Source organism: Pseudomonas sp. Hz4, from assembly GCF_054898165.1.
Genome location: NZ_CM142719.1, coordinates 2,380,007 through 2,405,858, shown reverse-complemented (window position 1 = coordinate 2,405,858; position 25,852 = coordinate 2,380,007). Strand labels below are relative to the sequence as shown.

The window sequence follows — 25,852 nt, the reverse complement described above, 5'->3', positions numbered from 1 at the left end:
CCGTTTATCACGGTGGGAGCGAGCCTGCTCCTAGCGGCGTTCCGCCGAAAGCCGCAGAACAGCCGCAAATGCAAACGGCACCTTCCGGTGCCGTTCGCGTTTCACAGTACAGCTATTATTTACGCGCGTCCGCCCACGACTTCAGCAGTTCGTTGTAGTTCACGGTCTCACCTTTAGGCTTCTCGTTCGCCAGTTTCGGTTTCGGTGCACCCGGCTGGTCAAACCAGTATTGCGCATCGCGCTCCGGGTTCATTTTCGGTGCGCAAGTGGCTTGCGCCTTCGAGCGTTCCAGACGAGCCATGATCGCGTCCTGATCCTTGGCCAGGCCATCCAGCGCCTGTTGTGGGGTTTTCTCGCCACTCGCGGCTTCGGCAATGTGGCTCCACCACAGTTGCGCCAGACGCGGATAGTCCGGCACGTTGGTCCCGGTCGGCGTCCATTGCACGCGGGCCGGGCTGCGGTAGAACTCGACCAGGCCGCCGAGTTTCGGTGCCAGGTCGGTCATGGCTTGCGAGTTGATGTCCGACTCGCGAATCGGTGTCAGGCCGACGATGGTTTTCTTCAGCGAGACGGTTTTCGAGGTGACGAACTGCGCATACAGCCAGGCCGCGAGTTTTTGCTTCTCAGGCGTGGACTTGAGGAAGGTCCAGGAACCCACGTCCTGATACCCCAGCTTCATGCCCTCTTCCCAATATGGCCCTCTCGGCGATGGCGCCATCCGCCATTTCGGCGTGCCATCGGCGTTCACAACGGGCAGACCTGGTTTGGTCATGTCAGCAGTGAACGCGGTGTACCAGAAGATCTGCTGGGCGATGTTGCCCTGAGACGGAACCGGGCCGGACTCGGAGAAGGTCATGCCCGCCGCTTCCGGTGGTGCATACGCCTTCATCCAGTCCACGTATTTCTGCGTCGCATAAACGGCTGCCGGGCCGTTGGTGTCGCCGCCACGGGTCACGCTGGAACCGACCGGATGGCAATTCTCGACACGGATGCCCCATTCGTCCACCGGTAAGCCGTTGGGGATACCTTTGTCGCCAGCACCGGCCATGGAGAACCAGGCATCGGTAAAGCGCCAGCCCAGGGACGGGTCTTTCTTGCCGTAGTCCATGTGCCCATAGATGCGCTTGCCGTCAATTTCCTTGACGTCTTCGCTGAAGAATTTGGCGATGTCTTCATAGGCCGACCAGTTCACCGGGACGCCCAATTCGTAGCCGTACTTCTCCTTGAACTTGGCTTTCAGCTCTGGCCGTTCGAACCAGTCGGCGCGGAACCAGTAAAGGTTGGCGAACTGCTGGTCGGGCAGCTGATAGATCTTGCCGTCCGGCGCAGTCGTGAACGAAATGCCGATGAAATCCTTGATGTCCAGTGTCGGCGAAGTGAAGTCCTTGCCTTCGTTGGCCATCAGGTCGGTGATCGATTCGGTCTTGCCATAGCGAAAGTGCGTACCGATCAGGTCAGAGTCGTTGACCCAGCCGTCATAGATGCTCTTGTCCGACTGCATCACGGTCTGCAGCTTTTCCACCACGTCGCCTTCCTGCAGCAAGTCGTGGGTCAGCTTGATCCCGGTGATCTCGGTAAAGGCTTTGGCCAGCACTTTGGATTCATATTCGTGGGTCGCGATGGTTTCCGAGACCACCTTGATGTTCATCCCGCGAAATGGCTCGGACGCCTTGATGAACCACTTCAGCTCTTCCAGTTGTTGATCGGCCGTCAGCGTGGACGGCTTGAACTCGCTGCCAATCCATTTCTTCGCGGCGTCTTCATAGGCATCGGCCCACGCCGCGGCGCTCAGCCCGCTGAGTGCCAGCATGGCTGCCAATGAAACGCTATGTCGCAGCTTATTGTTTTTGTCGAACATAGAGACCTCCTGTTTAGGTTTCGGAGCAACTTTGCCGAGCGATTCGACTAGCCCCAACGCATCACAGCCAACAGCCACACCAGGGACAACGCGGACGCCACCCAGATGCTCCAGTCGGTGACGCCGATTACCAGCAAATGCAGGTAGGCGCTGCCGAGAAGACCGATAAACAACCGATCGCCACGGGTGGTGGCAATCGGCAACAAACCACGCCGAAGAATGCTCGGCGAACGCAATTCCCACGTCGTCATGCCCACCAGAATCAGGCCAATGACGATAAAGAACGCTGCTGTGGGGGTGGTCCAACTCATCCATTCCATCATCAGCTCCTCAGACCCGACCCAGGGCAAAGCCCTTGGCCACGTGGTTGCGAACAAACCAGATCACCAGCATGCCCGGCAGGATGGTCAACACCCCCGCCGCCGCCAGCACGCCCCAGTCAATGCCGGACGCCGAGACCGTGCGCGTCATCACCGCCGCAATCGGTTTGGCATTCACCGACGTCAGCGTTCGCGCCAGCAGCAGCTCGACCCAGGAAAACATGAAGCAGAAAAATGCGGTGACACCGATCCCGGAGCCAATCAACGGAACGAAAATCTTCACGAAGAACTTGGGGAAACTGTAGCCATCAATGTAGGCGGTTTCGTCGATCTCCTTGGGCACGCCGGACATGAAACCTTCGAGGATCCACACCGCCAACGGCACGTTAAACAAGCAATGAGCCAACGCGACGGCGATGTGCGTGTCGAACAAACCAATCGAGGAATACAGCTGGAAGAACGGCAGCAAAAACACCGCCGGGGGCGCCATGCGGTTGGTCAGGAGCCAGAAGAACAGGTGTTTGTCGCCGAGGAACCGATAGCGTGAAAACGCATAGGCTGCCGGCAACGCCACGCTCAACGAGATCACCGTGTTCAGGCTCACGTAGTACAGCGAGTTGAGGTAACCGGTGTACCAGGCCGGATCGGTGAAGATCACCTTGTAGTTGGCGAAGGTAAAATCCTGCGGGAACAGCGTCAAACCGCCGAGGATTTCGGTATTGCTCTTGAAGGACATGTTCAGCAGCCAGTAGATCGGCACCAGCAGGAACAGGATGTAGATCAACAATGGGATCAGCTTTCTTTTGCTCATGGCGGACCTCAGCGGTTGGCGTCAGAGTGAGTCATGGCCGTGTAGAACAGCCAGGACACCAACAGGATGATCAGGAAGTACACCAGCGAAAAAGCCGCCGCCGGGCCGAGGTCGAATTGCCCTACCGCCATCTGGGTCAACGTCTGACTCAAGAACGTCGTGGCATTACCCGGACCGCCACCGGTCAGCACGAACGGCTCGGTGTAGATCATGAAACTGTCCATGAACCGCAGCATCACCGCGATCAGCAACACGCTCTTGAGCTTGGGCAACTGGATATGTCGGAAAACCGCCCAGGCCGACGCGCGATCAATCCGTGCCGCCTGGTAATAGACGTCCGGAATCGCCCGCAGCCCCGAGAAACACAACAGCGCCACCAACGACGTCCAGTGCCAGACGTCCATCACCAGCACCGTGACCCAAGCGTCCATGGTGTTGGACGCGTAGTTGTAGTTCAGGCCCATGGCCTTGAGGCTTGCGCCGAGCAAACCAATGTCCGCCCGACCGAAGATCTGCCAAATGGTGCCGACTACGTTCCACGGAATCAGCAACGGGATCGCCAGAATGATCAGCACCAGCGACGACCAGCGGCCCTTGGTCGGCATGGTCAGGGCGATGGCGATGCCCAGCGGGATTTCGATCAGCAGCACACAGCCCGAGTAGATGAACTGGCGCAGCAACGAGTCATGCAAGCGCGGATCGAGCAGCACTTGCCGGTACCAGTCGGCGCCGACAAAGTAGCGGCTGGACTGGTCGAAGATGTCCTGCACCGAGTAGTTGACCACGGTCATCATCGGGATCACCGCACTGAACGCCACCAGCAAAAACACCGGCAACACCAACCACCAGGCCTTGTTGTTCTGCACCTTGTTCATGGCTGCGTCTCCAGCAGGTAATCGTCGGCATACACCATCAACCACTGGGCCGGGAAGCTGATGTAGGCGGTTCCCTCAGGCACTGGCTTGTCTTCGGCCAGGCGCACTTTCAGCGGCGCGCCGTCGAGGTTCAAGGTCATGATCTTGTAGGTCCCGAGGTCTTCGACGTGTACGACCTGCGCCTGCATCGCGTCATCAAAGGGTTCGTCCCACACGTGGACGAACTCCGGACGGATACCAACCTTCAAGGTATGCCACTCGGATTCCGCGATGCGTTGCTGTTGGGCGTCCGACAGTGGCAAATGGGTCGATGCAAAACCGACACCACCTGGCTGCGGCTGAACTTCGATCAGGTTCATCCCCGGACTGCCGATGAAATAGCCGACAAAGGTGTGGCTCGGTCGCTCGAACAGTTCCCGCGGCGTACCGAATTGCACAATCTGCCCGCCGTACATCACCGCGATCTTGTCGGCGAAGGTTGAGGCTTCGAGCTGGTCGTGAGTGACGTAGACCATGGTGATGTTGAACTGCTCGTGGATCTGCTTGAGCTTGCGCCGCAGCTTCCACTTCAGGTGTGGGTCGATCACCGTCAGAGGTTCATCGAACAGGATCGCCGAGACGTCATCGCGCACCAACCCACGGCCCATGGAGACTTTCTGCTTTTCATCCGCCGTGAGGTTGCGCGCCTTCTTGCTCAGCAACGCCTGGAGGTCGAGGACTTCGGCGATTTCCTGCACCTTGCTGTGAATTTTCGTCTCGGCCATGCCCTGATTGCGCAGCGGAAAAGCCAGGTTGTCGAACACCGTCATGGTGTCGTAGACCACTGGAAACTGGAAAACCTGGGCGATGTTGCGCTTTTCCGGGGTCAGGTCATTAACCACTTTATTGTCGAACAGCACCTGCCCCTGAGACGGGCTGAGCAGCCCGGAGATGATGTTGAGCAAGGTCGACTTGCCGCAACCCGATGGCCCGAGCAAGGCATAGGCACCGCCCTGTTCCCAGACGTGATCCATCTCGCGAATCGCGTAATCCTCGGGGCCGCTCGGCGTGCGGGTGTAACTGTGCGCGAGGTGTTGCAAACGAATTTCGGCCATCAGGCAACCCTCGCGATACGGCGACCGGGCGCCTGGACCAGCCGTCCCTGCCTATCGAACACAAACAATTTATGGGTCGGGATATAGATGCGAATCGGCGCATCGACGTCGTATTCGTGGACGCCCGGCAGGTGCAGCACCAACAAGAAATGCTCATTGCGCACGTGCAGGAAGGTTTCCGAACCGCTGATCTCGGCCACCTCGACCGTCACCGCGAGCTCCAGATCATCGTCGTTGCTCGGCACCAGCGAAATATGGCTGGGCCGTACGCCAAAGCGGAACTCGCCCTCGCCCACCGGCCGCAGATCGACGTTCAGCGGGAAGTGCACGAAATTGGCGAAGCTGACTTCGTTGCCGGCGATATGTCCCGGCATCAGGTTGATCGGCGGCTCGGAGAACAACTCCGCCGCCAGCACGGTTTGCGGCTGGTGATAAACCTCGGAAGCCTTGCCGCTCTGAATCACCCGGCCTTCGTGAAGAATGGTGGTGGTGCCGCCCAGGGCCAAGGCTTCATTGGGTTCGGTGGTGGCGTAGATGGCGATGGTGTGGTGAGCCTTGAACAGCTCGCGCATTTCCTGGCGCAATTCTTCGCGCAGTTTGTAGTCGAGGTTCACCAGCGGCTCGTCGAACAGGATCAGCTCGGCGTCCTTGACCAGCGCCCGGGCCATCGCCGTGCGCTGTTGCTGACCACCGGAAAGTTCAAGGGGATGGCGCTGGAGCAATTTGTCGATGCGCAACATCTTCGCGGTTTCCAGCACTTTGCTCTGAATCAGCTCATCGGACACACCGCCCTGGCGCAACGGCGAGGCGATGTTCTCGAACACCGTCATGGTCGGGTAGTTGATGAACTGCTGGTAGACCATCGACACGTTGCGTAAACGCACCGGGCGCTGGGTAACGTCGACACCGTTCATCAGGATTCGGCCGCTGTCGGGCTTGTCCAGACCGGCCATCAGGCGCATGAGACTGGTTTTGCCGGACAGCGTGCGCCCGAGCAAAACGTTGAAGGATCCGGCTTCGAAACTAAGGCACGCATCGTCGATCCAGGTCTGGCCCTCGACGGTGCGGCTGACATGCTCAAGGGTTAATGACATGGCCCGGCCTTTTTTATTATTTGGAGTCAAGCGACCGAAGCGATAGAGCGACATTCGTGCCAGAAATTGCAAGCCGTTGATCCGACTTGAAAATCCTTCAAATGGAGTAGCAACCGCATTCGTTGCTGAACAGAAATGAACAACCTCGGCTGAACAATTGAACGATCCAAGCGTTGACAATGAACAATAGTGAACAACACTCTACGGATGCTTTTGGCTCGCAAAGACGAGCGCATAACAAAAACAACAAAGCATTTTCAGAGATCGACTGCCATGGTCGTACCCGCCTCGCCGCTCTCCCACGACGCCATCATCCAGGACTCTTGGTCCCGCTGCCGCGCGTTCGGTCTCAATCATCAGAGCTCCCCGGCGTTCGATCAACTGCCGGCCGAGGGCATCGCGCAGTTGCTGGAGGCCCAGCATTCCCTGGTGCAGACCACTCACCAGGAAGTCCTGCCGTATTACGAAAACATCCTCAGTAACTCAAATTGCCTGATCATGCTCGCCGACAACCAAGGCCAGGTGCTGACAACCTGGGGCACTCAGCGCTTTATCGAGCCGAGTCTGACCCGCGGTTTCAGCGCCGGCGCCAGCTGGATGGAGCGGTGCAGCGGCACCAATGCGATCGGCACCGCGCTGGCCTGCGAGCAGGCGGTGCACATCGAGCACGATGAACATTTCCTCAAGGCCAACCGTTTCATGACCGGTTCCGCCGCGCCGATTTTCGATGCCGAACGGAAGGTGATCGCTGTGCTGGATGTGTCCAGCGACAGCTACTTGCCGCCGTCCCACACCCTCGGCATGGTCAAAATGATGAGTCAGACCGTGGAAAACCGGCTGATCCTCAATCTGTTCCATGGTCAGCATTTCCAACTGACCTTCAACACCGGACTGAACAACCTCGACAGCCAATGGGCGGGCCTACTGATCTTCGACGAGACTGGCCAGGTGCTGTCGGCTAACCGCCGCGCCGACAATCTGCTGGGCATCAGCCTGTCGCGGGTCAGCGTTGAAAGCTTGTTCAAGGTCTCGCTGCTGGAACTGCTGAACCAGCCGGACGGCTTGCCCTTCGCCTTGCAAGCTTCGGGGCGCAACCGCTTCCAGTGCCTGTTGAAACGGCCGAAACAGACTGTGATTCAGGCGCGGGTGTTTGTCGAACCTGCCGTTTCGGCTCCGACGGCGATCAGCCTGAACACCCTGCATTTTGGCGACAGTCGCGTGGAAAAAGCCGTGCGCCAGGCCGAGCGTTTGCTGGAAAAAGACATTCCGTTGTTGATCCACGGCGAAACCGGGGTCGGCAAGGAGGTCTTCGTCAAAGCCCTGCATCAGGCCAGTTCTCGGAGCAAACAACTGTTCATCGCCGTCAATTGCGCAGCAATCCCCGCCGATTTGGTGGAGTCCGAGCTATTTGGCTACGAAAAAGGCGCATTCACCGGCGCCAACCAGAAAGGCAGCATCGGGCTGATCCGCAAGGCTGACAAAGGCACCCTGTTCCTTGATGAAATCGGTGACATGCCGTTGCCGACTCAGGCTCGACTGCTGCGAGTGTTGCAGGAGCGTTGCGTGCAACCGGTGGGCAGCAGCGAGTTGTTCCCGGTGGATATTCGCATCATCTCGGCAACCAACCGCTCGTTACGCGAGCAGGTTCAGCTCGGGCGGTTTCGTGAAGATCTCTATTACCGGATTGGTGGTTTGACCCTCGAACTGCCTCCCCTGCGCGAACGCAGTGACAAGGAAGCACTGTTCAAGCGCCTGTGGGAGCAATACCGCGAACCGAGCCAGTGGGCCGGGCTGAGCCGAGAAGTGCTGGAGTTGTTCAGCCGTCATCCGTGGCCGGGGAATCTAAGGCAGGTCAGCAGCGTGATGCAGGTAGCGTTGGCCATGGCCGAGGAGCAGCCGGTGCGGCCGGAGCATTTGCCGGATGATTTTTTTGTGGATCTGGAGATGGAGCCGGTGGATTCGCCGGAGCCGCTGGCGGTGGATTTGAATGATGCCGAGGATTTGAATCGGCAGCTGCAGGCGGCGGGGGGGAATATCTCGCACCTGGCTCGAAGATTGGGCGTTAGCCGAAATACCCTTTACAAGCGGTTGCGTCAGGCTGAGTGATGAACCAATTCACAATAGGCGTAGCAAACTCATTGCCATAGCTGAGTTGAATCACCCCCTGTCAGTGCTGCATCCATTTGTCCAAACTGGACATTGCCAATTACTGGAAGATCGGCTCGGCATACGTCGCTGACGCGGCACCAAGGGTGCGCAGGCCAATAAGCACGATTGCCACCATTAAGAGCCCTGCGGCAATGGCTACACCGAACCCTGCTCGTGCGCCATAAGTATCGATGATCAGGCCCGAAAGTACTCCACCGAGCGCTACGCCGATGCTGATACCTGTTGTCATCCATGTCAGTCCTTCGGTGATCCTGGACGGTGGAACAATGATCGTACCGAGATTCATGACGACGACCATCGTTGGCGCAAATGACACACCTGCCACAAACAGCATACCCGAAAGGATGTAGACGTCCGGTGAGAAAATGGGCAACACGGCTGTGACTGCTGTTATCAGAACCCCGATAAAGAACTGCTTTTCAATCGGCAAGGAAATCCTTAGCGCGCCGAACGTCAGGCCCGCGATCATGGAGCCGAGAGCATAGGCTGCCAGGATGAAGCTGGCGGACGCTGGCCAGCCTTGAGCGTTGGCGAAGGCAACAACCGCCACGTCGATTGATCCGCCAATCACACCCATCGCCAGGAGTGCCAGAACGATGGTACGAACGCCGGGGATAAGCAGGGTTGAACTTGCGCTCCTTTTAATGCCAACGACCACCTTCGGTTCTGTCTGCCGCTGCATAAGAAAAGCCGTCACGCCGACAACCAGCAACAAGACGGCTACAAGCGGCCCGGCTTCGGCGAAAAAGCTGACGCTCAAACCAATGGCAAGTGGGGGGCCGATGATAAAGGCGAGTTCAGTTAGAACCGTGTCCAGGGAGAAAGCCGTGTGTAATTGCGGCTTGCCACGGAAAAGCTGCGTCCAGCGTGCTCTTATCATCGCGGGCATGCTCGGCATCGTGCCCGCCAATGCCGCAAGAATAAAAAGCAGTGGGGCCCGAGCCCTCAGATAGACAGCGATTATCAGCGCCAACAACATGCCAATGCTGAAGGCCGTCACAAAGGGCAGAACCCGACTCTGGCCCCGTTGATCAACGAGTTTTGATACTTGCGGGCCGAAAAGCGCATTCGCCAAGGTAAAAGTAGCGGCGACCGAGCCAGCCAGCCAATAAAGACCCGTCTGCTGCACCAACATGGTAATGATGCCGATGCCGATCATTGCCTGTGGCAAACGGGCAATGGAACTCGCGATCACTAACCCCATAACGCCGGGGGTGGTGAGAAGTTCGCGGTAGGGATTTGCCATGATTTCTCCTTTTTTATAATTCGACGCTGATCAGTAGCCCGCTGCATGCGACGCAAAATATGGGGCGGCATATCGGCGCCTGAATGGTTATTTGAGCAAGCATACAAGTGGGTAGTTACAAACCCACTTGCATGTAGATGAGCGTGCTCAATCATCACCTCTCACGAAAGTGCTCGATTCATTGCTTCAGCCAAGTGCTTGCGATTACTGACGTCCTCCATCATCGACCCATGCCCGCCTGGAATAGAAACAGAACTAATCGCCAAATCAGGCAAGAGCTCTCTCCACCCGCCTACCATATCCACCTGCAGCAGAGGGGTACGCTCACGATCAGCCGCGTAGAAATGATAGAGATTGACCGGCAATGGAGATGGCCTATAGGCGCCGGCAATTTGTGAGAAATGATAAATTACTTGCCATTTGACTGTTTCCAGCGAGATGTCTGCATTTAAATCATAGCCTCCCAGGTCCTGTGCTTTGTTGATCAGCACAGCAAACTCATCACATTCATTTAAAACATCGAATTTATGACGCTTCGCCTCGGAAGCCATCGCCTTAACATGCTCAATAAAATAGTGCTTAATACCCTGGTTTTTATAAAGTAACTTGTGCGGCGCGGGAACATCAATAAAGCCTAAAAATTCAACGCTGGCCTCTTTGCACATAAGCGCATGGGCGATGGCATAAGCGAGAATTCCTCCAGAGGAATACCCCGCAATGCGATAAGGCCCTTCAAGCTGGATCGCCTGGATGAGCGGTATCATTCTTTCGGCCATATCCTCCATCGAGTGAGGCAAAGGGTCGCCAATGGCCGACCACGGCAATACATGGATCGGGCAGCTGATGCGGATTTGTTGCGCCAGAGAAATAGCATACGAATAATCGGCTAATCCCGAGGGCACGAAAAAGACCGGGGGCTCGGTCCCGCCAGCGCGCACCGTGATCGCCCCGATCTGCGGGTTGAACACAGGAGACTGTGCGATCCGAGCGGCAAGGTTAGCCAATCGCGGGTGTTCAAAAATGTCGCTCAGCGAACACTCCAAACCATAACTCCTGACTTTCTGCATCAGCTGGACGGCCATGAGCGAATGGCCGCCGAGGGCGAAGAAGTTGTCATGGCGACCGATCTGCTCAACACCAAGCAACCCTGACCAAAGCGCTGCCAGGATCGTCTCGGTCTCACCTTGCGGTGCCTCATACGCCGCATGAGCAAAGGCCTCACCCTCGGGAACAGGCAACGCCCGCCGATCAAGCTTGCCATTCGGGGTTAGCGGCAAGCGTTCAATCAGCACAAAGGCAGACGGCACCATGTAGTCGGGTAGACGTTCACTCAGATAATCACGCAGTCGTCCTGCAAGCGGTAGACCCGCCTCGGAGTCGGCCTTAGGTATTAAGGCATCATTTCCCGCAACCTCTGGCTGAGCCACTACATAGGCGACCAGTCGCTTGCCCGGGTCTACGCCTTGCACCTCCACAACCGCCTCGCGGATGGAAGGATGCTCGGTCAATCTGGCTGCAATTTCACCTAGCTCAATCCGCAAGCCACGGATCTTGACCTGATCGTCATTGCGCCCCATGAACACCAGGTTCCCGTCCGGCAGATAACGGGCCAGGTCCCCCGTCTTGTACATACGCGCGTCAGGCTTGCCGGCAAATGGATCGAGCAAGAAACGCTCATCCGTCAGTTCGGCGAGGTTCAGATATCCACGCGCAACACCCATGCCCCCGATATACATCTCACCCACCGCACCCAGCGGAACAGGCTCGCCATGCACGTCCAGAAGGTAAATGCGGGTGTTTGAAACCGGACGGCCTATCGGAACCGGATCAACGTCATCGGATGAACAGCGATAGACCGCCGCCCAGACTGTCGCCTCCGTCGGGCCATATTCATTGAACAATTCAACGCTGGTAAACGCTGAAGTCACTTCCTGGACCAGCTTCGCAGAACACAACTCACCCGCCACGATCACCTGTCGCAGTTGTCCATATCCAAGCTGGGCGACTTGCGGCAAAACCAGTCTTGCCAGAGACGGCACCAGCAGCACCGACGTGACTTTGTTTTCAATCAAATGGCGGCTGATGATGTGTGGATCTACGACGGCTTTGCCACCTGGTAAACACAAAGCACCACCGGTTGTTAACGTTCCGAAAATGCCTGCCACGGAACTGTCAAACGCCATCGATGACAGCAGTAAAAATACAGCGTCGGAACCCGGCTTATAGACCGTGGTTCTTGCCAATGTCGATGCGATTAATCCACGGTGTTCGATCATGACGCCCTTGGGCTGTCCGGTTGAACCCGAGGTATAGATCAGATAAGCGAGGTTGCGCGGTGTCAGGCCGGCGACCTGGAAATTGGCATCAGCCTTCGTCAGGATTTCATTGGGATCTAGCACGGTGTGGGACTGCAACAACTCACCCAGCACCTGCCGCCCGGCCGCATCCGCCAGCACCAGGACCGGCGCAGTATCGGCAAGAATGTAAGCCAATCGATCTCCCGGATAGGCCGGATCAAGCGGCACATAAGCGCCGCCCGCCTTCAGGATCGCCATAAGACCAACAACCATGGCCGCCGAGCGCTCGACACAGATCGCCACCCGCTGGTCTGGCCCGACGCCCTGCTCGATCAACCGATGTGCCAGTCGATTGGCCCTGGCATTGAGCTCACCGTAACTGAGCGCCTCGCCCTCAAAGATCAGCGCCGTTGCCTCTGGACTGCGCGCCACCTGCGCCTCAAACAAATGATGAATGCACAGATGATCCGGGCAGGATGCATCCGTCGCGTTCCACGTCTTGAGCAGCAAGGTACGTTCAGACGCAGGCAGAATGTTCAGCTGTCGAACCGGGCGGTGCGGCGAGCGCTCCAGGGTCTGCGCCAGACTGTCCAACGCCTGCTCCATGTAGCCACACACCCGATCGGAATCGAACGGCGTGACCACTTGGGTCGTCAAACCCAGTGAGTGACTGAAATCTTCCACAGACAATGTGAACGGATAATTGGTCCGCTCTTGTTCACTCAAGAACTCGACGCCCGGCATTTGCCCCATGGTCTGGACAATGTTGCCCGCACCCGCCAGATCATTGTGCCGATAGTTAAGCAATGCGCTGAACAGTGGCGTACCTGTAGCGACCCCACTGCACCTTTGTGCCAGCGCCAGCGAGGCATGCTCGTGGGCGAGCAGCTCAGCCAGTTGAGTATGAGCCTGCTGAACACTCTCAGCGGTATCAATGCCGCCTGAGTCAAATCGAATCGGCAGCGTGTTGATGAACATGCCCATGGCTCGATCTGACCCGTGGCCCGCTTGCATGCGCCCAAACAGCACCGTACCGAACACAACCTTTTCCTGGCCGCTGGTGCGCGCCAGTACCTGGGCAAAGGCAACGTGACACAGACTGGCGAGACTCACATTCAATCGCTTCGCCTGCGCCCGCAGCCGATCATTGAGTTCGGCCGAAACCATGCGGTGGGTCTGGCCCACCTGCGCGCCGTCCAGATGCACTTCCGCCAATCCAAAGGGCAGCGTCGGCTCTTCTATATCAGCCAGCATCGATCTGAAGAAACGTTCATGTTCCGCCACGCTCTTACCCAACCGCACCTGACCGATCAGGTTGCGGAACGGTTGAGGCGACGGCAGTTTCTCACCGCGCCCGGCGAGGAACGCCTGCACTTCGTTATAAAAAAACTGCAATGAAGAAGCATCGTCAATCAGGTGATGCTGCAGTTGCATCAGGATGAAGCGGCCTGTGACAGGGTCATGGGCAACGATAAAGCGCAGCACCGGCGCCTGGGTCAGGTCAATTCGGTGCCGACATGAATCGAAGCGCCGGGAAAGCTGTTCGGTAGCGGGGCCGTCTGCCGGATCGAGAACAACATCAGTGACGGAGAGCGGAGCCTGTCGCCAGACAACTTGCGCGGCGCGAGACAACCCTTCCCAAACAAAAGCGGTACGCAAAATGTCGTGGCGGTTTACAACCTGTTGAACTGCACCTAGATACCGGTCCAATGTTTCACGATCAGCAAAGGCCATCTGGGCAACCAGCAAATAGGGATCACCTTCCTTTGCCAGCATGTGGTGGAACAGGACGCCGTTCTGCATGGGTGAGAGCGCATAGATATCCTGAATGTTGGCTGCCCCCCCAGGCACCTGTGAAACGATCAGATCGATTTCCGATTGGCTGAGATCCATCAACGGCAGCAGTTCGGGCGTGATTTTGCACGTCTCGGGCTTGATAAGATTTGGCGGCACCACCACCTCTCGGTGCTGGCCAAGCGTGCTGGCCAGCACCGACAACACGGGTGTCTGAAACAGATCACGCACTGCAAGGCTCAAGCCCTGGCGGCGCAACCGCTCGATCAGCCGCACAGCCAAGAGTGAGTGGCCGCCCAGGGCGAAGAAGTTGTCATGGCGACCGATTTGTTCAACGCCAAGCAGCTCCGACCAGATCCCGGCAAGGGTGACCTCGATCTCGCCCAACGGTGCCTCGTAGGTCGCATGGGCAAAGGCATCGCCCTCAGGAACCGGCAACGCCCGCCGATCAAGCTTGCCATTACCCGTCAGCGGCAAGCTTTCCATCCGCACAAAGGCAGACGGCACCATGTAGTCGGGTAAACGGCCACTCAGATAATCACGCAGCGCTCCCGCCAGCGCGAAACCAACCTCGAAGTCTACCGGCGTGTCCTGAACCTCGGACTGCGCCACCACGTAAGCAACCAGGCGCTTATCGGCATCCTCGCCTTGCGCCACCACCACCGCCTCGCGGATGGAAGGATGCTCGGCCAATCGGGCCGCAATTTCACCCAGTTCAATCCGAAAGCCGCGGATCTTGACCTGGTCGTCATTGCGACCCAGAAACGCCAGATTGCCGTTCGGAAGATAACGGGCCAGGTCCCCCGTTTTATACATCCGCGCTCCAGGTTTGCCGGCAAAGGGATCGTGCAGGAAACGCTCGGCCGTCAGCTCGGGGCGGTTCAGGTAGCCACGCGCAACACCGGCGCCGCCGACGTACATCTCACCCACGGCGCCCATCGGAACAGGTTGGCCAAACGCGTCGAGAAGATAGAGATTCAAATCCGGCAGACGCTGACCGATCACGCTGTCGTCTTGTCGCGCATCAGATGAAGTCAGGGGGTAATAGGAGACGTGGACCGTTGTTTCCGTGATCCCGTACATGTTCACCAGTTGTGGGGCGGATTCGCCACGCACGCCATACCAGTCGCGCAGGGTCGATGGTTGCAGCGCTTCGCCGCCAAAGATGACATAGCGAAGCCGGTCCGATGATGGTTGTGCATACTCCATCAAGGCGGTAAAGCCGCTCGGGGTCTGGTTCAGGACAGTGATGCCCTGCTCACAAATCAACTGGTAGAACGCTTGCGGAGAGCGGGTAATGGCATGCGGGACCAACACCAGCGTGCCGCCATAACGAAGGGCCCCCCAAACTTCCCAGACCGAGAAGTCGAAGGCAAAAGAGTGGAACAGGCACCAAACATCACTGGCCTCAAAACCAAAGTCGGCGTGTGTCGTGTCGAACAGGCGCACCACCTGAGCATGCTCGATCATGACCCCTTTGGGCTGTCCGGTTGAGCCCGAAGTGTAGATGATATATGCGAGGTTATTGGAGGTAAGGCCTGGAACTTCAGGATTAGCGTCCACCCCGATCAACGCTTCAGCGTGGGCCTCATTGGGATCGAGGACGGTATGAACCTCTAAACCGCCCCCGAGCGCATGGCGACCGACCGCATCAGCCAGCACCAGGAGCGGAGCCGTATCGCCAAGAATGAACGCCAGTCGCTCCCCCGAGTACTCCGGATCAAGCGGTACATAGGCGCCGCCCGCCTTCAGGATCGCCATCAGGCCAATAACCATCGCCGCAGAACGCTCGACACAGATCGCCACGCGCTGGTCGGGTCTGACGCCCAAAGCCATCAGCCGATGCGCCAGCCGATTGGCCCTGACGTTGAGTTCGCCGTAGCTGAGCGCCTCGCCCTCAAAGACCAGTGCCGTTGCCTCAGGATTGCGGGCAACCTGCTCCTCGAATAGCTGATGCATACACAGATGAGCCGGGCAGGATTCATCTATCGAGTTCCACGTCTTGAGCAACAAAGTGCGCTCAGACGCATCAAGCAGGTCTATTTTGGCGACAGTCTGGCTGGTATCCCGGGTCATCTCGGCAAGGACAGTCTTCAGATAACCCACGTGGCGTTCGATCGTGGCTGCGTCAAATAACGCCGTCGCATAGCCAAGAGCCCCCACGATTCGATCGCCCGCCTCGGCCAGGTTCAGCTCCAGATCGAACCGGGCGACCTCATAGGAAGAACCCACCGGGCTGGCTTGAAGGCCGGGCAAGGCCCATTGGCCTGCATCGTAGTTTAGCCAGCCAAATACCACTTGAAACAGTGGCGTATGGCTCAACCGTCTTGGCGGCTGCGTTATCTCTACCACCTGCTCGAACGGCAGATCCTGATGATCCTGGGCCTTGAGTGCCCGCTCGCGTACTCGAGCAACGAGGTCGGCAACGCTCGGGATGTCGCCAAGATCGATCCGCAGCGCCAGTGTGTTGACGAAGAAGCCGATCAGCGGCTCGATGTCGCAATGGCCCCGGTTGGCACTTGGCGCGCCTATCACAATGTCTTCCTGCCCCGACAAGCGTGACAGTACTGCCGCCCAGGCCGACAACACCGTCATGAATAGCGTCACACCCTGCTGTTGGCTAAAACGCTTGAGGGACGTTGTCAGCTCTGCACTGAGTTCGATCGGCACAGAGGCACCCACAAGCGACTGCTGCTCAGGCCGACGCCGGTCTGTGGGCAGGTCGAGCAGCGTTGGCGCATCGGCCAGCGCCTCTCTCCAGTATGCCGCCTGCTCATTCAAACGCTCACCCGACAGCCATTGCCGCTGCCAGGCGGCATAGTCCGGATACTGGATCGCCAGCGGCGGCAATGGACTGGCCTGATGGTTGCTGAAAGCCGTGTACAGCGCACTCAGCTCAGGCAAAAGTATGCCGAGCGACCAGCCATCCGAGACGATGTGGTGTTGTGTGAGCAGCAATACATGCTCATCTGCGGATGAGGCGACCGGCACCCGGATCAGGCAAGCCCGAATCAGCGGGCCTGTAGCGAGATCAAAGGGCGCTCGGGCTTCGTCGGTACAAAGCCTTGCAAGCTCGGCTTCTGCGCCCGATCCAAGGAGATCAATCTCGCGCAATGTCAAACCCTGGTCGCTGGCCAGCAGACGCACTTCGACCTCCCCATCTTTGACGACAAAGACCGAGCGCAATGCCTCATGGCGCGACCACAGTGCATCGAGGGCCTGCTGCAAGACCATCACGTTCAACTGGCCGCACAACCTCAGAGCCAAGGGGATGTGATAGGCGTCGCTGATCCCACTGTCGAGTTGGGCCAGAAACCACAGTCGTTGCTGAGCGAATGACAACGGCAAGGTCTCATCGCGAGAGAGGGTCCTGATCGATGCACGCGTTACAGCGCCAGCGTTGCGCTGGACTTCAATCGCCAACGCCACAGCCTTGAGCGTTGGAGAGGCGAACAAGGTGGCGAGCGGCAATTCAGCCCCAAAGGCTGCTATGCGACTGACCAGCCGCACGGCCATGAGTGAGTGGCCGCCAAGGGCGAAGAAGCTGTCATGGCGACCGACCTGTTCAACGCCAAGCAGCTCCGACCAGATCCCGGCAAGGAGGACCTCTGCCTCGCCCAGCGGCGCTTCGTAGGCCTCAAGGGCAAAAGCACCCTCCTGCGGAACCGGCAACGCCTTGCGATCAAGCTTGCCATTGGCCGTCAGGGGGAAGCTTTCCATCCCCACAAAGGCAGACGGCACCATGTAGTCGGGTAAACGGCCACTCAAATAGTCACGCAGCGTTCCCGCCAGCGCCAAGCCAGTTTCAGAATCTACCGATGCTTCATGAACCTCGGACTGCGTCAAAACATAAGCAACCAGGCGCTTGTCGGTCTCCTCGCCTTGCGCCACGACCACCGCCTCGCGGATGGAGGGGTGCTCGGCCAATTTGGCCGCAATCTCACCCAGCTCGATCCGGAAACCACGGATCTTCACTTGGTCGTCATTGCGACCCAGAAACACCAGATTACCGTTTGGAAGATAACGGGCCAGGTCCCCCGACCTGTACATCCGCGCGTCAGCTTTCCCCGCAAAAGGGTCGTGCAGGAAGCGCCCTGCCGTCAGCTCGGGGCGGTTCAGGTATCCACGCGCCACACCGGCGCCGCCGACGTACATTTCACCCACATCCCCCATCGGAACAGGCTGGCCATGCGCGTCTAGAAGATAGAGATTCAAATCCGGCAGACATTGACCGATCACGCTGTCGGCTTGTTGCGCATCGGATGAAGTCAGAGGGTAATAGGTGACGTGGACCGTGGTTTCCGTGATCCCGTACATGTTCACCAGTTGCGGGGTAGATTCGCCACGCATGCCATACCAGTCGCGCAGGGTCGATGGTTGCAGCGCTTCGCCGCCAAAGATGACATAGCGAAGCCGGTCCGATGACGGTTGTATGTATGCCATCAAGGCTGTGAATGCGCTCGGGGTCTGGTTCAGGACGGTGACGCCCTGCTCACAAATCAGCTGGTAAAACGCTTGCGGAGAACGGGTAATGGCCTGCGGGACCAGTACCAGCGTGCCGCCATAACGAAGGGCTCCCCAAAGTTCCCAGACCGAGAAGTCGAAGGCAAAAGAGTGGAACAGGCACCAAACGTCACTGGCCTCAAAACCAAGCGATGGATGTGTCGTGTCGAACAGACGCACCACCTGAGCATGCTCGACCATGACCCCTTTAGGTTGTCCGGTTGAGCCTGAGGTATAGATGATATAGGCGAGGTTGCTGGGGGTAAGGCCGGTGACTTCAGGATTGGCGTCCGCTTCAGCGTAGACATCACGGGGATCAAGGACGGTATGAGCCTGCAAAGCAGCCCCGAGCGCTTGGCGCCCGGCCGCGTCAGCCAGCACCAGGACCGGAGCCGTATTGGCAAGAATGAACGCCAGCCGTCCCCCCGAATATTCCGGATCGAGCGGCACATAAGCACCGCCCGCCTTCAGGATCGCCATCAGGCCAATAACCATCGCTGGGGAGCGCTCGACACAGATCGCCACAAGCTGGTCAGGTCCAACACCCAAGGCAATCAACCGATGGGCCAGCCGATTAGCCCTGGCGTTGAGTTCGCCATAGCTGAGCGCCTCCCCCTCAAAGACCAGTGCCGTTGCCTCAGGGTTGCGCGCAACTTGCGCCTCGAATAAATGGTTAATGCACAGATGATCCGGATATTTAGACGTAATCTTCACCTTTACCTCCTGGAAGCGAAAACTCCATTTTTATCGATTGATTGCACCTAAGTTCGGACAAGTGCAGATTCTATGTAATATTATCCATTGAACCACACCTCTCATACATCGCTACCACCTCCCCATTGGAAAAACAGCAAATAAGGAAAAACCCTACTCATCCGTCAGAAAGTTCCGACAATAATGACAGAGAGCCTATATTAATTAAAATACAAACACTAACAACTTGAGAGACTCAGCCCCGCGCACTTTTATACACTCGCCGGGCTTATATAAAACACGGCCACGTACTCTTATCCCCCATCAAGGTTTATCGTATTTTTTATACCGAATGACTTACGCCAACAACACTTCAAAAACACTGAAATCTCCAAGACCAAGGATAATTATTATTCTCTAAACAGTCTAAGCATCTTGAATGATTAGTTGCTTGAGTGTTTTTAACACAACGACAACAGCAAATAAAACTCTAAAATCAAAAAACACTTACACCTATTGAAATACCAATCAAAGCCTAACTCTCGATAACATCTTAAAATAACGTAACCCGTTTCATTCAACACCAACAAAAACAATTTTCTCGCCACCCTAAAATCAGGAATCTACCGAAGAGGCTCAAAAAAAACATATCCTTATGTTATGAGACATGCATCATTATCTGGACCATCGTGCTCGGCCTTCATCAGAACTTTTACCCGCAACATTATCCCCTGCCAGACGCCCCTCCCAAAAAAACAAAAACCCGCACAAGGCGGGTTTTGTTTTGTAGCCAGCAAAGCACTCAGTCAGCCAAACGCCAGGTCGTCCCACCCTTCCCGTCTTCCAGCACTACGCCCATGGCGGTGAGCTGGTCGCGGATACGGTCGGACTCAGCCCAGTCTTTACCAGCACGAGCCGCCAGACGCGCAGCAATCAGCGCATCAACCTCAGCCGCATCAACCCGCCCTTCGGCACCGGCCTGCAGGAAGTCCTCAGCGTCGAGCTGCAACACACCCAGCACACTCGCCAATTCCTTCAAGCGCGCCGCCAGACCCGCCGCCGTATCAAGATCACTCTCGCGCAGACGGTTGATCTCGCGAACCATCTCGAACAGCACCGCGCAGGCTTCCGGCGTACCGAAGTCGTCGTTCATCACCTGGGTGAAACGCTCGACGAACGCTTCGCCACCGGCCGGCGCCACCTTTGGCAGGCCTTTCAGCGCGTGGTAAAAACGCTCAAGTGCGCCTTTGGCGTCCTTGAGGTTGTCTTCCGAGTAGTTGATCGCGCTGCGGTAATGGCTCGACACCAGCAGGTAACGCACGACTTCCGGGTGGTACTTTTCCAGCACGTCGCGAATGGTGAAGAAGTTGTTCAAGGACTTGGACATCTTCTCGCCATTGATGCGAATCATGCCGCAATGCATCCACGCGTTAGCGTAGGTCTTGCCGGTGGCCGCTTCGCTCTGGGCGATTTCGTTTTCGTGGTGCGGGAACTCAAGGTCGCTGCCGCCGCCATGAATGTCGAACGTCTCGCCGAGGCAGCAGGTGGACATCACCGAGCACTCGATGTGCCAACCCGGACGCCCATCGCCCCACGGCGAAGGCCAGCTCGGCTCACCCGGCTTGGCGCCTTTCCACAGAACAAAGTCCAGCGGGTCCTGTTTCGACTCGTCGACTTCGATCCGCGCGCCGATGCGCAGGTCTTCGATCTTCTTGCGCGACAGCTTGCCGTAGCCCATGAACTTGGCGACGCGGTAGTACACGTCGCCATTGCCCGGGGCGTAGGCGTAACCCTTGTCGATCAGGGTCTGGATCATGGTCTGCATGCCAGGGATATGATCGGTAGCCCGCGGTTCCATGTCCGGCTTGAGGATGTTGAGGCGCGCCTCGTCCTCGTGCATCGCGGTGATCATGCGCTCGGTCAGCACGTCGAACGGCTCGCCGTTCTCTTTGGCCCGATTGATGATCTTGTCTTCGATGTCGGTGATGTTGCGCACATAAGTCAGGTTATAACCGCTGAAGCGCAACCAGCGGGTCACCAGGTCAAACGCGACCATGCTGCGGCCGTGGCCAATGTGGCAGTAGTCGTACACGGTCATCCCGCAGACGTACATGCGCACATTGTTGCCATCCAGCGGCTTGAATACTTCTTTGCTCTTGGTGAGCGTGTTGTAGATCGTAAGCACTGAGTGCTCCTTAACGCTGAATCACTGGCCCCACGAATCGCGCAGGGTCACGGTACGGTTGAAGACCGGAGAACCTGGTTTCGAGTCCTTGATATCCGCGCAGAAGTAACCTTCGCGCTCGAACTGGAAACGGTCTTCCGGCTGTGCATTGCCCAGCGAAGGCTCGGCACGACAACCGGTGAGGACTTGCAGCGAGTCAGGGTTGATGTTGTCCAGGAAACTGGCGCTGTCTTCAGCCTTCTCAGGGTTGGCCGAACGGAACAGGCGATCGTACAGACGCACTTCGCACTCGACGCTGGCAGCGGCCGGCACCCAGTGCACGACGCCTTTAACCTTGCGGCCTTCAGGGTTCTTGCCGAGTGTTTCCGGATCGTAGGAGCAACGCAGTTCGACGATGTTGCCCTCGGCGTCCTTGATCGCTTCGTCGGCACGGATCACATAACTGCCGCGCAGGCGCACTTCGCCATTCGGCTCCAGGCGTTTGTAGCCTTTTGGCGGCTCTTCCATGAAGTCTTCACGGTCGATGTAGATCTCACGGGCGAACGGCAGAACGCGCACGCCCATGTCTTCTTTCGGGTGGCACGCCAATTCGAGGTTCTCGACTTGGTCTTCCGGGTAGTTGGTGATCACGACTTTCAGCGGACGTAATACGCACATGGCGCGCGGGGCACTGTGGTCGAGGTCGTCACGGATGCTGAACTCGAGCATGCCGAAGTCGACCACGCCGTCGGAACGGTTGGTGCCGATCATGTCGCAGAAGTTGCGGATCGATTTCGGCGTGTAGCCACGGCGGCGGAAGCCGGACAGCGTGGACATGCGCGGATCATCCCAACCGAGAACGTGCTTTTCATCGACCAGTTGCTTGAGCTTGCGCTTGCTGGTGATCGTGTAGTTCAGGTTCAGACGGCTGAACTCGTACTGACGCGGTTGCGCCGGCACGGGCAGGTTCTCGAGGAACCATTCGTACAGTGGACGGTGGCTTTCGAACTCCAGGGTGCAGATCGAGTGGGTGATGCCTTCGATGGCGTCCGACTGACCGTGGGTGAAGTCGTAGTTCGGGTAGATGCACCACTTGTCGCCGGTCTGGTGGTGGTGAGCGTGGCGGATGCGATACATGATCGGGTCGCGCAGGTTCATGTTCGGCGAGGCCATGTCGATCTTGGCCCGCAGCACGCGTGCGCCGTCCTGGAATTCACCGGCCTTCATGCGGGCGAACCAATCGAGGTTTTCTTCCACGGAGCGGTCACGGAACGGGCTGTTCTTGCCCGGCTCGGTCAGGGAGCCGCGGTATTCCTTGGCCTGTTCGGGGCTCAGGTCATCGACGTAGGCCTTGCCGGCCTTGATCAGCTCAACGGCCCAGTCGTGCAACTGGTCGAAATACTGCGAGGCGTAGCGCACTTCGCCGGACCATTCGAAGCCCAGCCATTTGACGTCGCTTTCGATCGCGTCGATGTATTCCTGGTCTTCCTTGGCTGGGTTGGTGTCGTCGAAACGCAGGTGCGTGACGCCGCCAAATTCCTGGGCCAGACCGAAGTTCACGCAAATCGACTTGGCGTGACCGATGTGCAGGTAACCGTTGGGCTCAGGCGGGAAACGGGTGACGATCTGCGTGTGCTTACCCGAGTCCAGGTCCGCCTGGATGATCGGGCGCAGGAAATTGACCGGCACGGCAGGGCCGGTCTTGGAATTCGAGGTAGGGTCGACAGTGGGCTTGCTCATAGGATCCTTGAACGTACAAGTGCGCGGCCAGTTGGCCAAATCAAAGCGGCTGTTAAAACAAAGGGGCTTATCATAGCCGATGCTGTCAAGCCGCTGACAGAGCAGGCCAAAAAACGCCTGCATTTAATCGGATGCAAATGAAAAACAGCCTCGAAATTCGCGCCCGGCACGCTAAACTGCGCATCTTGGCTGTTACTGGCCAGACCGGTTGGGGGCTGTAATGCCCCGAAACCCACGAATTCATATAAAGAGTACCGATCATGACCCAAGTCAAACTGACCACCAACCACGGCGACATCGTCCTGGAACTGAACGCTGAAAAGGCACCGCTGACCGTTGCCAACTTCATCGAGTACGTCAACGCCGGTCACTACGAAAACACTGTTTTCCACCGCGTCATCGGTAACTTCATGATCCAGGGCGGCGGTTTCGAGCCAGGCATGAAAGAAAAGAAAGACAAGCGTCCAAGCATCCAGAACGAAGCCGACAACGGCCTGCCGAACGAGAAGTACACCGTGGCCATGGCTCGCACCATGGAACCGCATTCGGCTTCCGCCCAGTTCTTCATCAACGTGGCTGACAACAGCTTCCTGAACCACAGCGCCAAGACCACTCAGGGCTGGGGCTACGCGGTATTCGCCAAAGTCGTTGCAGGCACCGACGTCGTCGACAAGATCAAAGGTGTTTCCACCACCATGAAATCCGGCCACCAGGACGTACCTGCAGAAGACGTGATCATCGAGAAAGCCGAGATCATTGAGTGATACTGCTGATTTCAGACTTACATCTGGAAGAGGAGCGCCCGGACATTACCCGGGCGTTTCTGGATTTGCTCGCCGGACGCGCCCGCTCGGCGAGTGCGTTTTACATTCTGGGCGATTTTTTTGAGGCGTGGATTGGCGACGATGCCATGACGCCCTTTCAGCGCTCCATCTGCCAGGCCCTGCGCGAACTCAGCGACAGCGGCACGGCCATTTTTCTGATGCACGGCAATCGCGACTTCATGCTCGGCCAGGCCTTCTGTAAACAGGCCGGCGGTACGCTGCTGAAGGATCCGAGTGTCGTGCAGTTTTACGGTGAGCCGGTACTGTTGATGCATGGCGACAGCCTGTGCACCCGCGACGAGGCTTACATGAAGCTGCGTCGTTATCTGCGTAACCCCATCACCCTGTTCATCCTGCGGCACTTGCCCTTGCGGACTCGCCATAAACTGGCGCGCAAGCTGCGCAGTGAAAGCCGTGCGCAGACGCGGATGAAGGCCAATGACATTGTTGATGTCACACCGCAAGAAGTGCCGCGGATCATGCAGACCTTTGGCGTGAAGACCTTGATCCATGGGCATACCCATCGCCCGGCCATCCACAAACTGCAGATTGACGAGCAGGCGGCCAAGCGGATTGTGCTGGGAGATTGGGATCGTCAGGGGTGGGCGTTGCAGGTGGATGAGAATGGGTTTTCGTTGGCGCCTTTCGACTTTGCACCGCCGCCGCAACTCGCAGCACCGTCTACCTGATCGTGCCTGATCGTTCCCACGCTCTGCGTGGAAATGCAGCCCGGGACGCTCCGCGTCCCCTCCAAAGCCGAACGCGGAGCGTCCGTTGAGGCATTCCCACGCAGAGCGTGGGAACGATCGGCCCTCTAGTGTCCGCTCGCAGCGGGCCCGGCCTTCGCAGCAAACGGCGGTTTCGCCAGCCACACCAGCAAGATCAACCCCATAAACCCCCACCCCAGTAACGTGAAGTAATCCACGGTGGAGAGCATGTACGCCTGACTGGTCAGCACATGATCCAGCTGCGCATACGCCGGGTTGCTCGCACCGCCCAGCGCATTCAGCGCCTCGCGGGTCGCGGGTTCGTAGGTGCTGATGCTTTCGCTCATATAGGCGTGATGCTGATCCGCCCGGCGAATCCAGATCCACGTCGTCAACGACGCCGCAAAACTACCGCCCAAGGTCCGCAAGAACGTTGCCAGGCCCGCGCCGTCGGCGATCTGGCTCGGCGGCAGGTCGGACATCAAAATGCTCAAGGTCGGCATGAAGAACAGCGCCACGCCAATCCCCATGAACAGCTGAACCAGAGCGATGTGCTGGAAGTCGACTTCGTTGGTGAACCCGGCGCGCATGAAGCAACTCAGGCCGATCGCCAGAAACGCCAGCCCAGCCAGCAGCCGCAGGTCGAACTTGTGCGCGTACTTGCCGACAAACGGCGACATCAGCACCGGCAGAATCCCGATCGGCGCTACCGCCAGACCCGCCCACGTCGCCGTGTAACCCATCTGGGTTTGCAGCCATTGCGGCAGGATCAAGTTGATCCCGAAGAACCCGGCGTAACCCAACACCAACACAACGGTGCCGATGCGGAAGTTGCGGTAAGCGAACAGCCGCAGATTGACCACCGGGTGTTTGTCGGTCATTTCCCAGATCACGAACACCGCCAACGCAATCACCGAGATGGCCGCGCCAATGAGGATGAAGTTCGACTCGAACCAGTCCAGGTCGTTGCCCTTGTCGAGGATCACCTGCAAGGCGCCGACGCCAATGATCAGCGTGATCAAACCCACGTAATCCATCGGCTGATAACTGGTTTCCACTGGCCGCGCCTTGAGCTGCGAACGCACCACCATCACCGCGAAAATCCCGATCGGCACGTTGATAAAGAAGATCCACGGCCAGCTGTAACTGTCGGTGATCCAGCCGCCGAGGATGGGGCCTGCAATCGGTGCCACCACCGTGACCATCGCCAGCAACGCCAGGGCCATACCGCGCCTGGCCGGCGGATAGACCGCGATCAGCAGCGTCTGGGTCATGGGGTACAGGGGACCTGCCACCAGCCCTTGCAGCACCCGGAAGCCAATCAGCTCCGGCATCGAAGTCGAGATACCGCAGAGAAACGAGGCCAGCACGAACAGGACTGTCGCCCAGAGAAACAGCTTCACCTCACCAAAGCGCCGACTGAGCCAACCGGTCAGCGGCAGCGCGATGGCGTTACTCACCGCGAACGAAGTAATCACCCAGGTGCCCTGCTCCGAACTCACGCCCAGGTTGCCGGAAATCGTCGGCAGCGCCACGTTGGCGATGGTGGTGTCGAGCACTTGCATGAAGGTCGCCAGCGAAAGTCCAATGGTGCTGAGCACCAGGCTGGGCGGCGTGAAAGACGCGTTATTACTCATCGCGAATCCTTTGAAACTTGGCTGGC

The 25,852-nt window shown here is 57.9% G+C and carries 13 protein-coding genes and 1 pseudogene; 3 read left to right on the top strand and 11 right to left on the bottom strand.

The features are described from left to right. Nucleotides 1-115: 115 nt before the first annotated feature. The 6 genes from ACYZTR_RS10845 to ACYZTR_RS10820 are packed head-to-tail and all read right to left on the bottom strand — an operon-like array spanning nucleotide 116 to nucleotide 6,052. Entirely contained in the window at nucleotides 116-1,858 is a 1,743-nt protein-coding gene (locus tag ACYZTR_RS10845; RefSeq protein ID WP_461978701.1) for an ABC transporter substrate-binding protein, read from the bottom strand. A 47-nt stretch (nucleotides 1,859-1,905) separates the two neighbouring features. Then, nucleotides 1,906-2,178 carry a DUF2160 domain-containing protein gene (locus ACYZTR_RS10840; RefSeq protein WP_449644666.1) on the bottom strand — a complete coding sequence of 91 codons (273 nt, stop codon included), beginning with the start codon at nucleotides 2,176-2,178 and terminating at the stop codon, nucleotides 1,906-1,908. A 10-nt stretch (nucleotides 2,179-2,188) separates the two neighbouring features. Beyond that, nucleotides 2,189-2,989 (bottom strand): carbohydrate ABC transporter permease, encoded by an 801-nt coding sequence (locus ACYZTR_RS10835; protein ID WP_461978699.1) that lies wholly within the window; start codon nucleotides 2,987-2,989, stop codon nucleotides 2,189-2,191. An 8-nt stretch (nucleotides 2,990-2,997) separates the two neighbouring features. After that, nucleotides 2,998-3,864 (bottom strand): carbohydrate ABC transporter permease, encoded by an 867-nt coding sequence (locus ACYZTR_RS10830; protein ID WP_461978697.1) that lies wholly within the window; start codon nucleotides 3,862-3,864, stop codon nucleotides 2,998-3,000. Beyond that, complete coding sequence (locus tag ACYZTR_RS10825; RefSeq protein WP_461978695.1) at nucleotides 3,861-4,958, bottom strand: ABC transporter ATP-binding protein; 1,098 nt, start codon at nucleotides 4,956-4,958, stop codon at nucleotides 3,861-3,863. The genes ACYZTR_RS10830 and ACYZTR_RS10825 overlap by 4 nt, the downstream gene beginning before the upstream one ends. Next, nucleotides 4,958-6,052: an ABC transporter ATP-binding protein gene (locus ACYZTR_RS10820; RefSeq protein WP_461978693.1), complete on the bottom strand. Its 1,095-nt coding sequence runs from the start codon at nucleotides 6,050-6,052 to the stop codon at nucleotides 4,958-4,960. Before ACYZTR_RS10820 ends, ACYZTR_RS10825 begins: the two co-directional genes overlap by 1 nt. Nucleotides 6,053-6,325: 273 nt before the next feature. Between ACYZTR_RS10820 and ACYZTR_RS10815 the strand changes: the two genes are divergently transcribed. Further along, the gene (locus tag ACYZTR_RS10815; protein WP_461978691.1) at nucleotides 6,326-8,158 is read left to right on the top strand and encodes a sigma-54-dependent Fis family transcriptional regulator; all 1,833 of its coding nucleotides are present in this window, start codon (nucleotides 6,326-6,328) and stop codon (nucleotides 8,156-8,158) included. 100 nt (nucleotides 8,159-8,258) lie between these two features. Here ACYZTR_RS10815 and ACYZTR_RS10810 read toward each other — a convergent pair whose 3' ends face one another. The 4 genes and pseudogenes from ACYZTR_RS10810 to ACYZTR_RS10795 form a co-directional block, all read right to left on the bottom strand. Continuing rightward, entirely contained in the window at nucleotides 8,259-9,467 is a 1,209-nt protein-coding gene (locus ACYZTR_RS10810) for an MFS transporter (protein WP_461978689.1), read from the bottom strand. Nucleotides 9,468-9,628: 161 nt separating this feature from the next. Then, nucleotides 9,629-18,739: pseudogene (locus tag ACYZTR_RS10805) on the bottom strand (non-ribosomal peptide synthetase); the annotation flags it as partial. Nucleotides 18,740-19,556: 817 nt separating this feature from the next. Further along, nucleotides 19,557-20,939, bottom strand: coding sequence for a cysteine--tRNA ligase (gene cysS / locus ACYZTR_RS10800; protein WP_461978687.1), 1,383 nt, complete (start codon nucleotides 20,937-20,939; stop codon nucleotides 19,557-19,559). Nucleotides 20,940-20,960: 21 nt separating this feature from the next. Continuing rightward, nucleotides 20,961-22,658 (bottom strand): glutamine--tRNA ligase/YqeY domain fusion protein, encoded by a 1,698-nt coding sequence (locus ACYZTR_RS10795; protein WP_461978685.1) that lies wholly within the window; start codon nucleotides 22,656-22,658, stop codon nucleotides 20,961-20,963. Between the two features lie 260 nt (nucleotides 22,659-22,918). On the opposite strand from ACYZTR_RS10795, the gene ACYZTR_RS10790 reads away from it, so the two are divergent. Together ACYZTR_RS10790 and lpxH are read left to right on the top strand one after the other, a co-directional pair. Continuing rightward, nucleotides 22,919-23,422: a peptidylprolyl isomerase gene (locus tag ACYZTR_RS10790; RefSeq protein WP_131062340.1), complete on the top strand. Its 504-nt coding sequence runs from the start codon at nucleotides 22,919-22,921 to the stop codon at nucleotides 23,420-23,422. Beyond that, on the top strand, nucleotides 23,419-24,171 hold the full coding sequence (gene lpxH, locus ACYZTR_RS10785; protein WP_461978683.1) for a UDP-2,3-diacylglucosamine diphosphatase: 753 nt from the start codon (nucleotides 23,419-23,421) through the stop codon (nucleotides 24,169-24,171). The genes ACYZTR_RS10790 and lpxH overlap by 4 nt, the downstream gene beginning before the upstream one ends. 125 nt (nucleotides 24,172-24,296) lie before the next feature. Here lpxH and ACYZTR_RS10780 read toward each other — a convergent pair whose 3' ends face one another. Beyond that, complete coding sequence (locus ACYZTR_RS10780) at nucleotides 24,297-25,826, bottom strand: DHA2 family efflux MFS transporter permease subunit (RefSeq protein ID WP_461978681.1); 1,530 nt, start codon at nucleotides 25,824-25,826, stop codon at nucleotides 24,297-24,299. Between the last annotated feature and the right edge of the window lie 26 nt (nucleotides 25,827-25,852).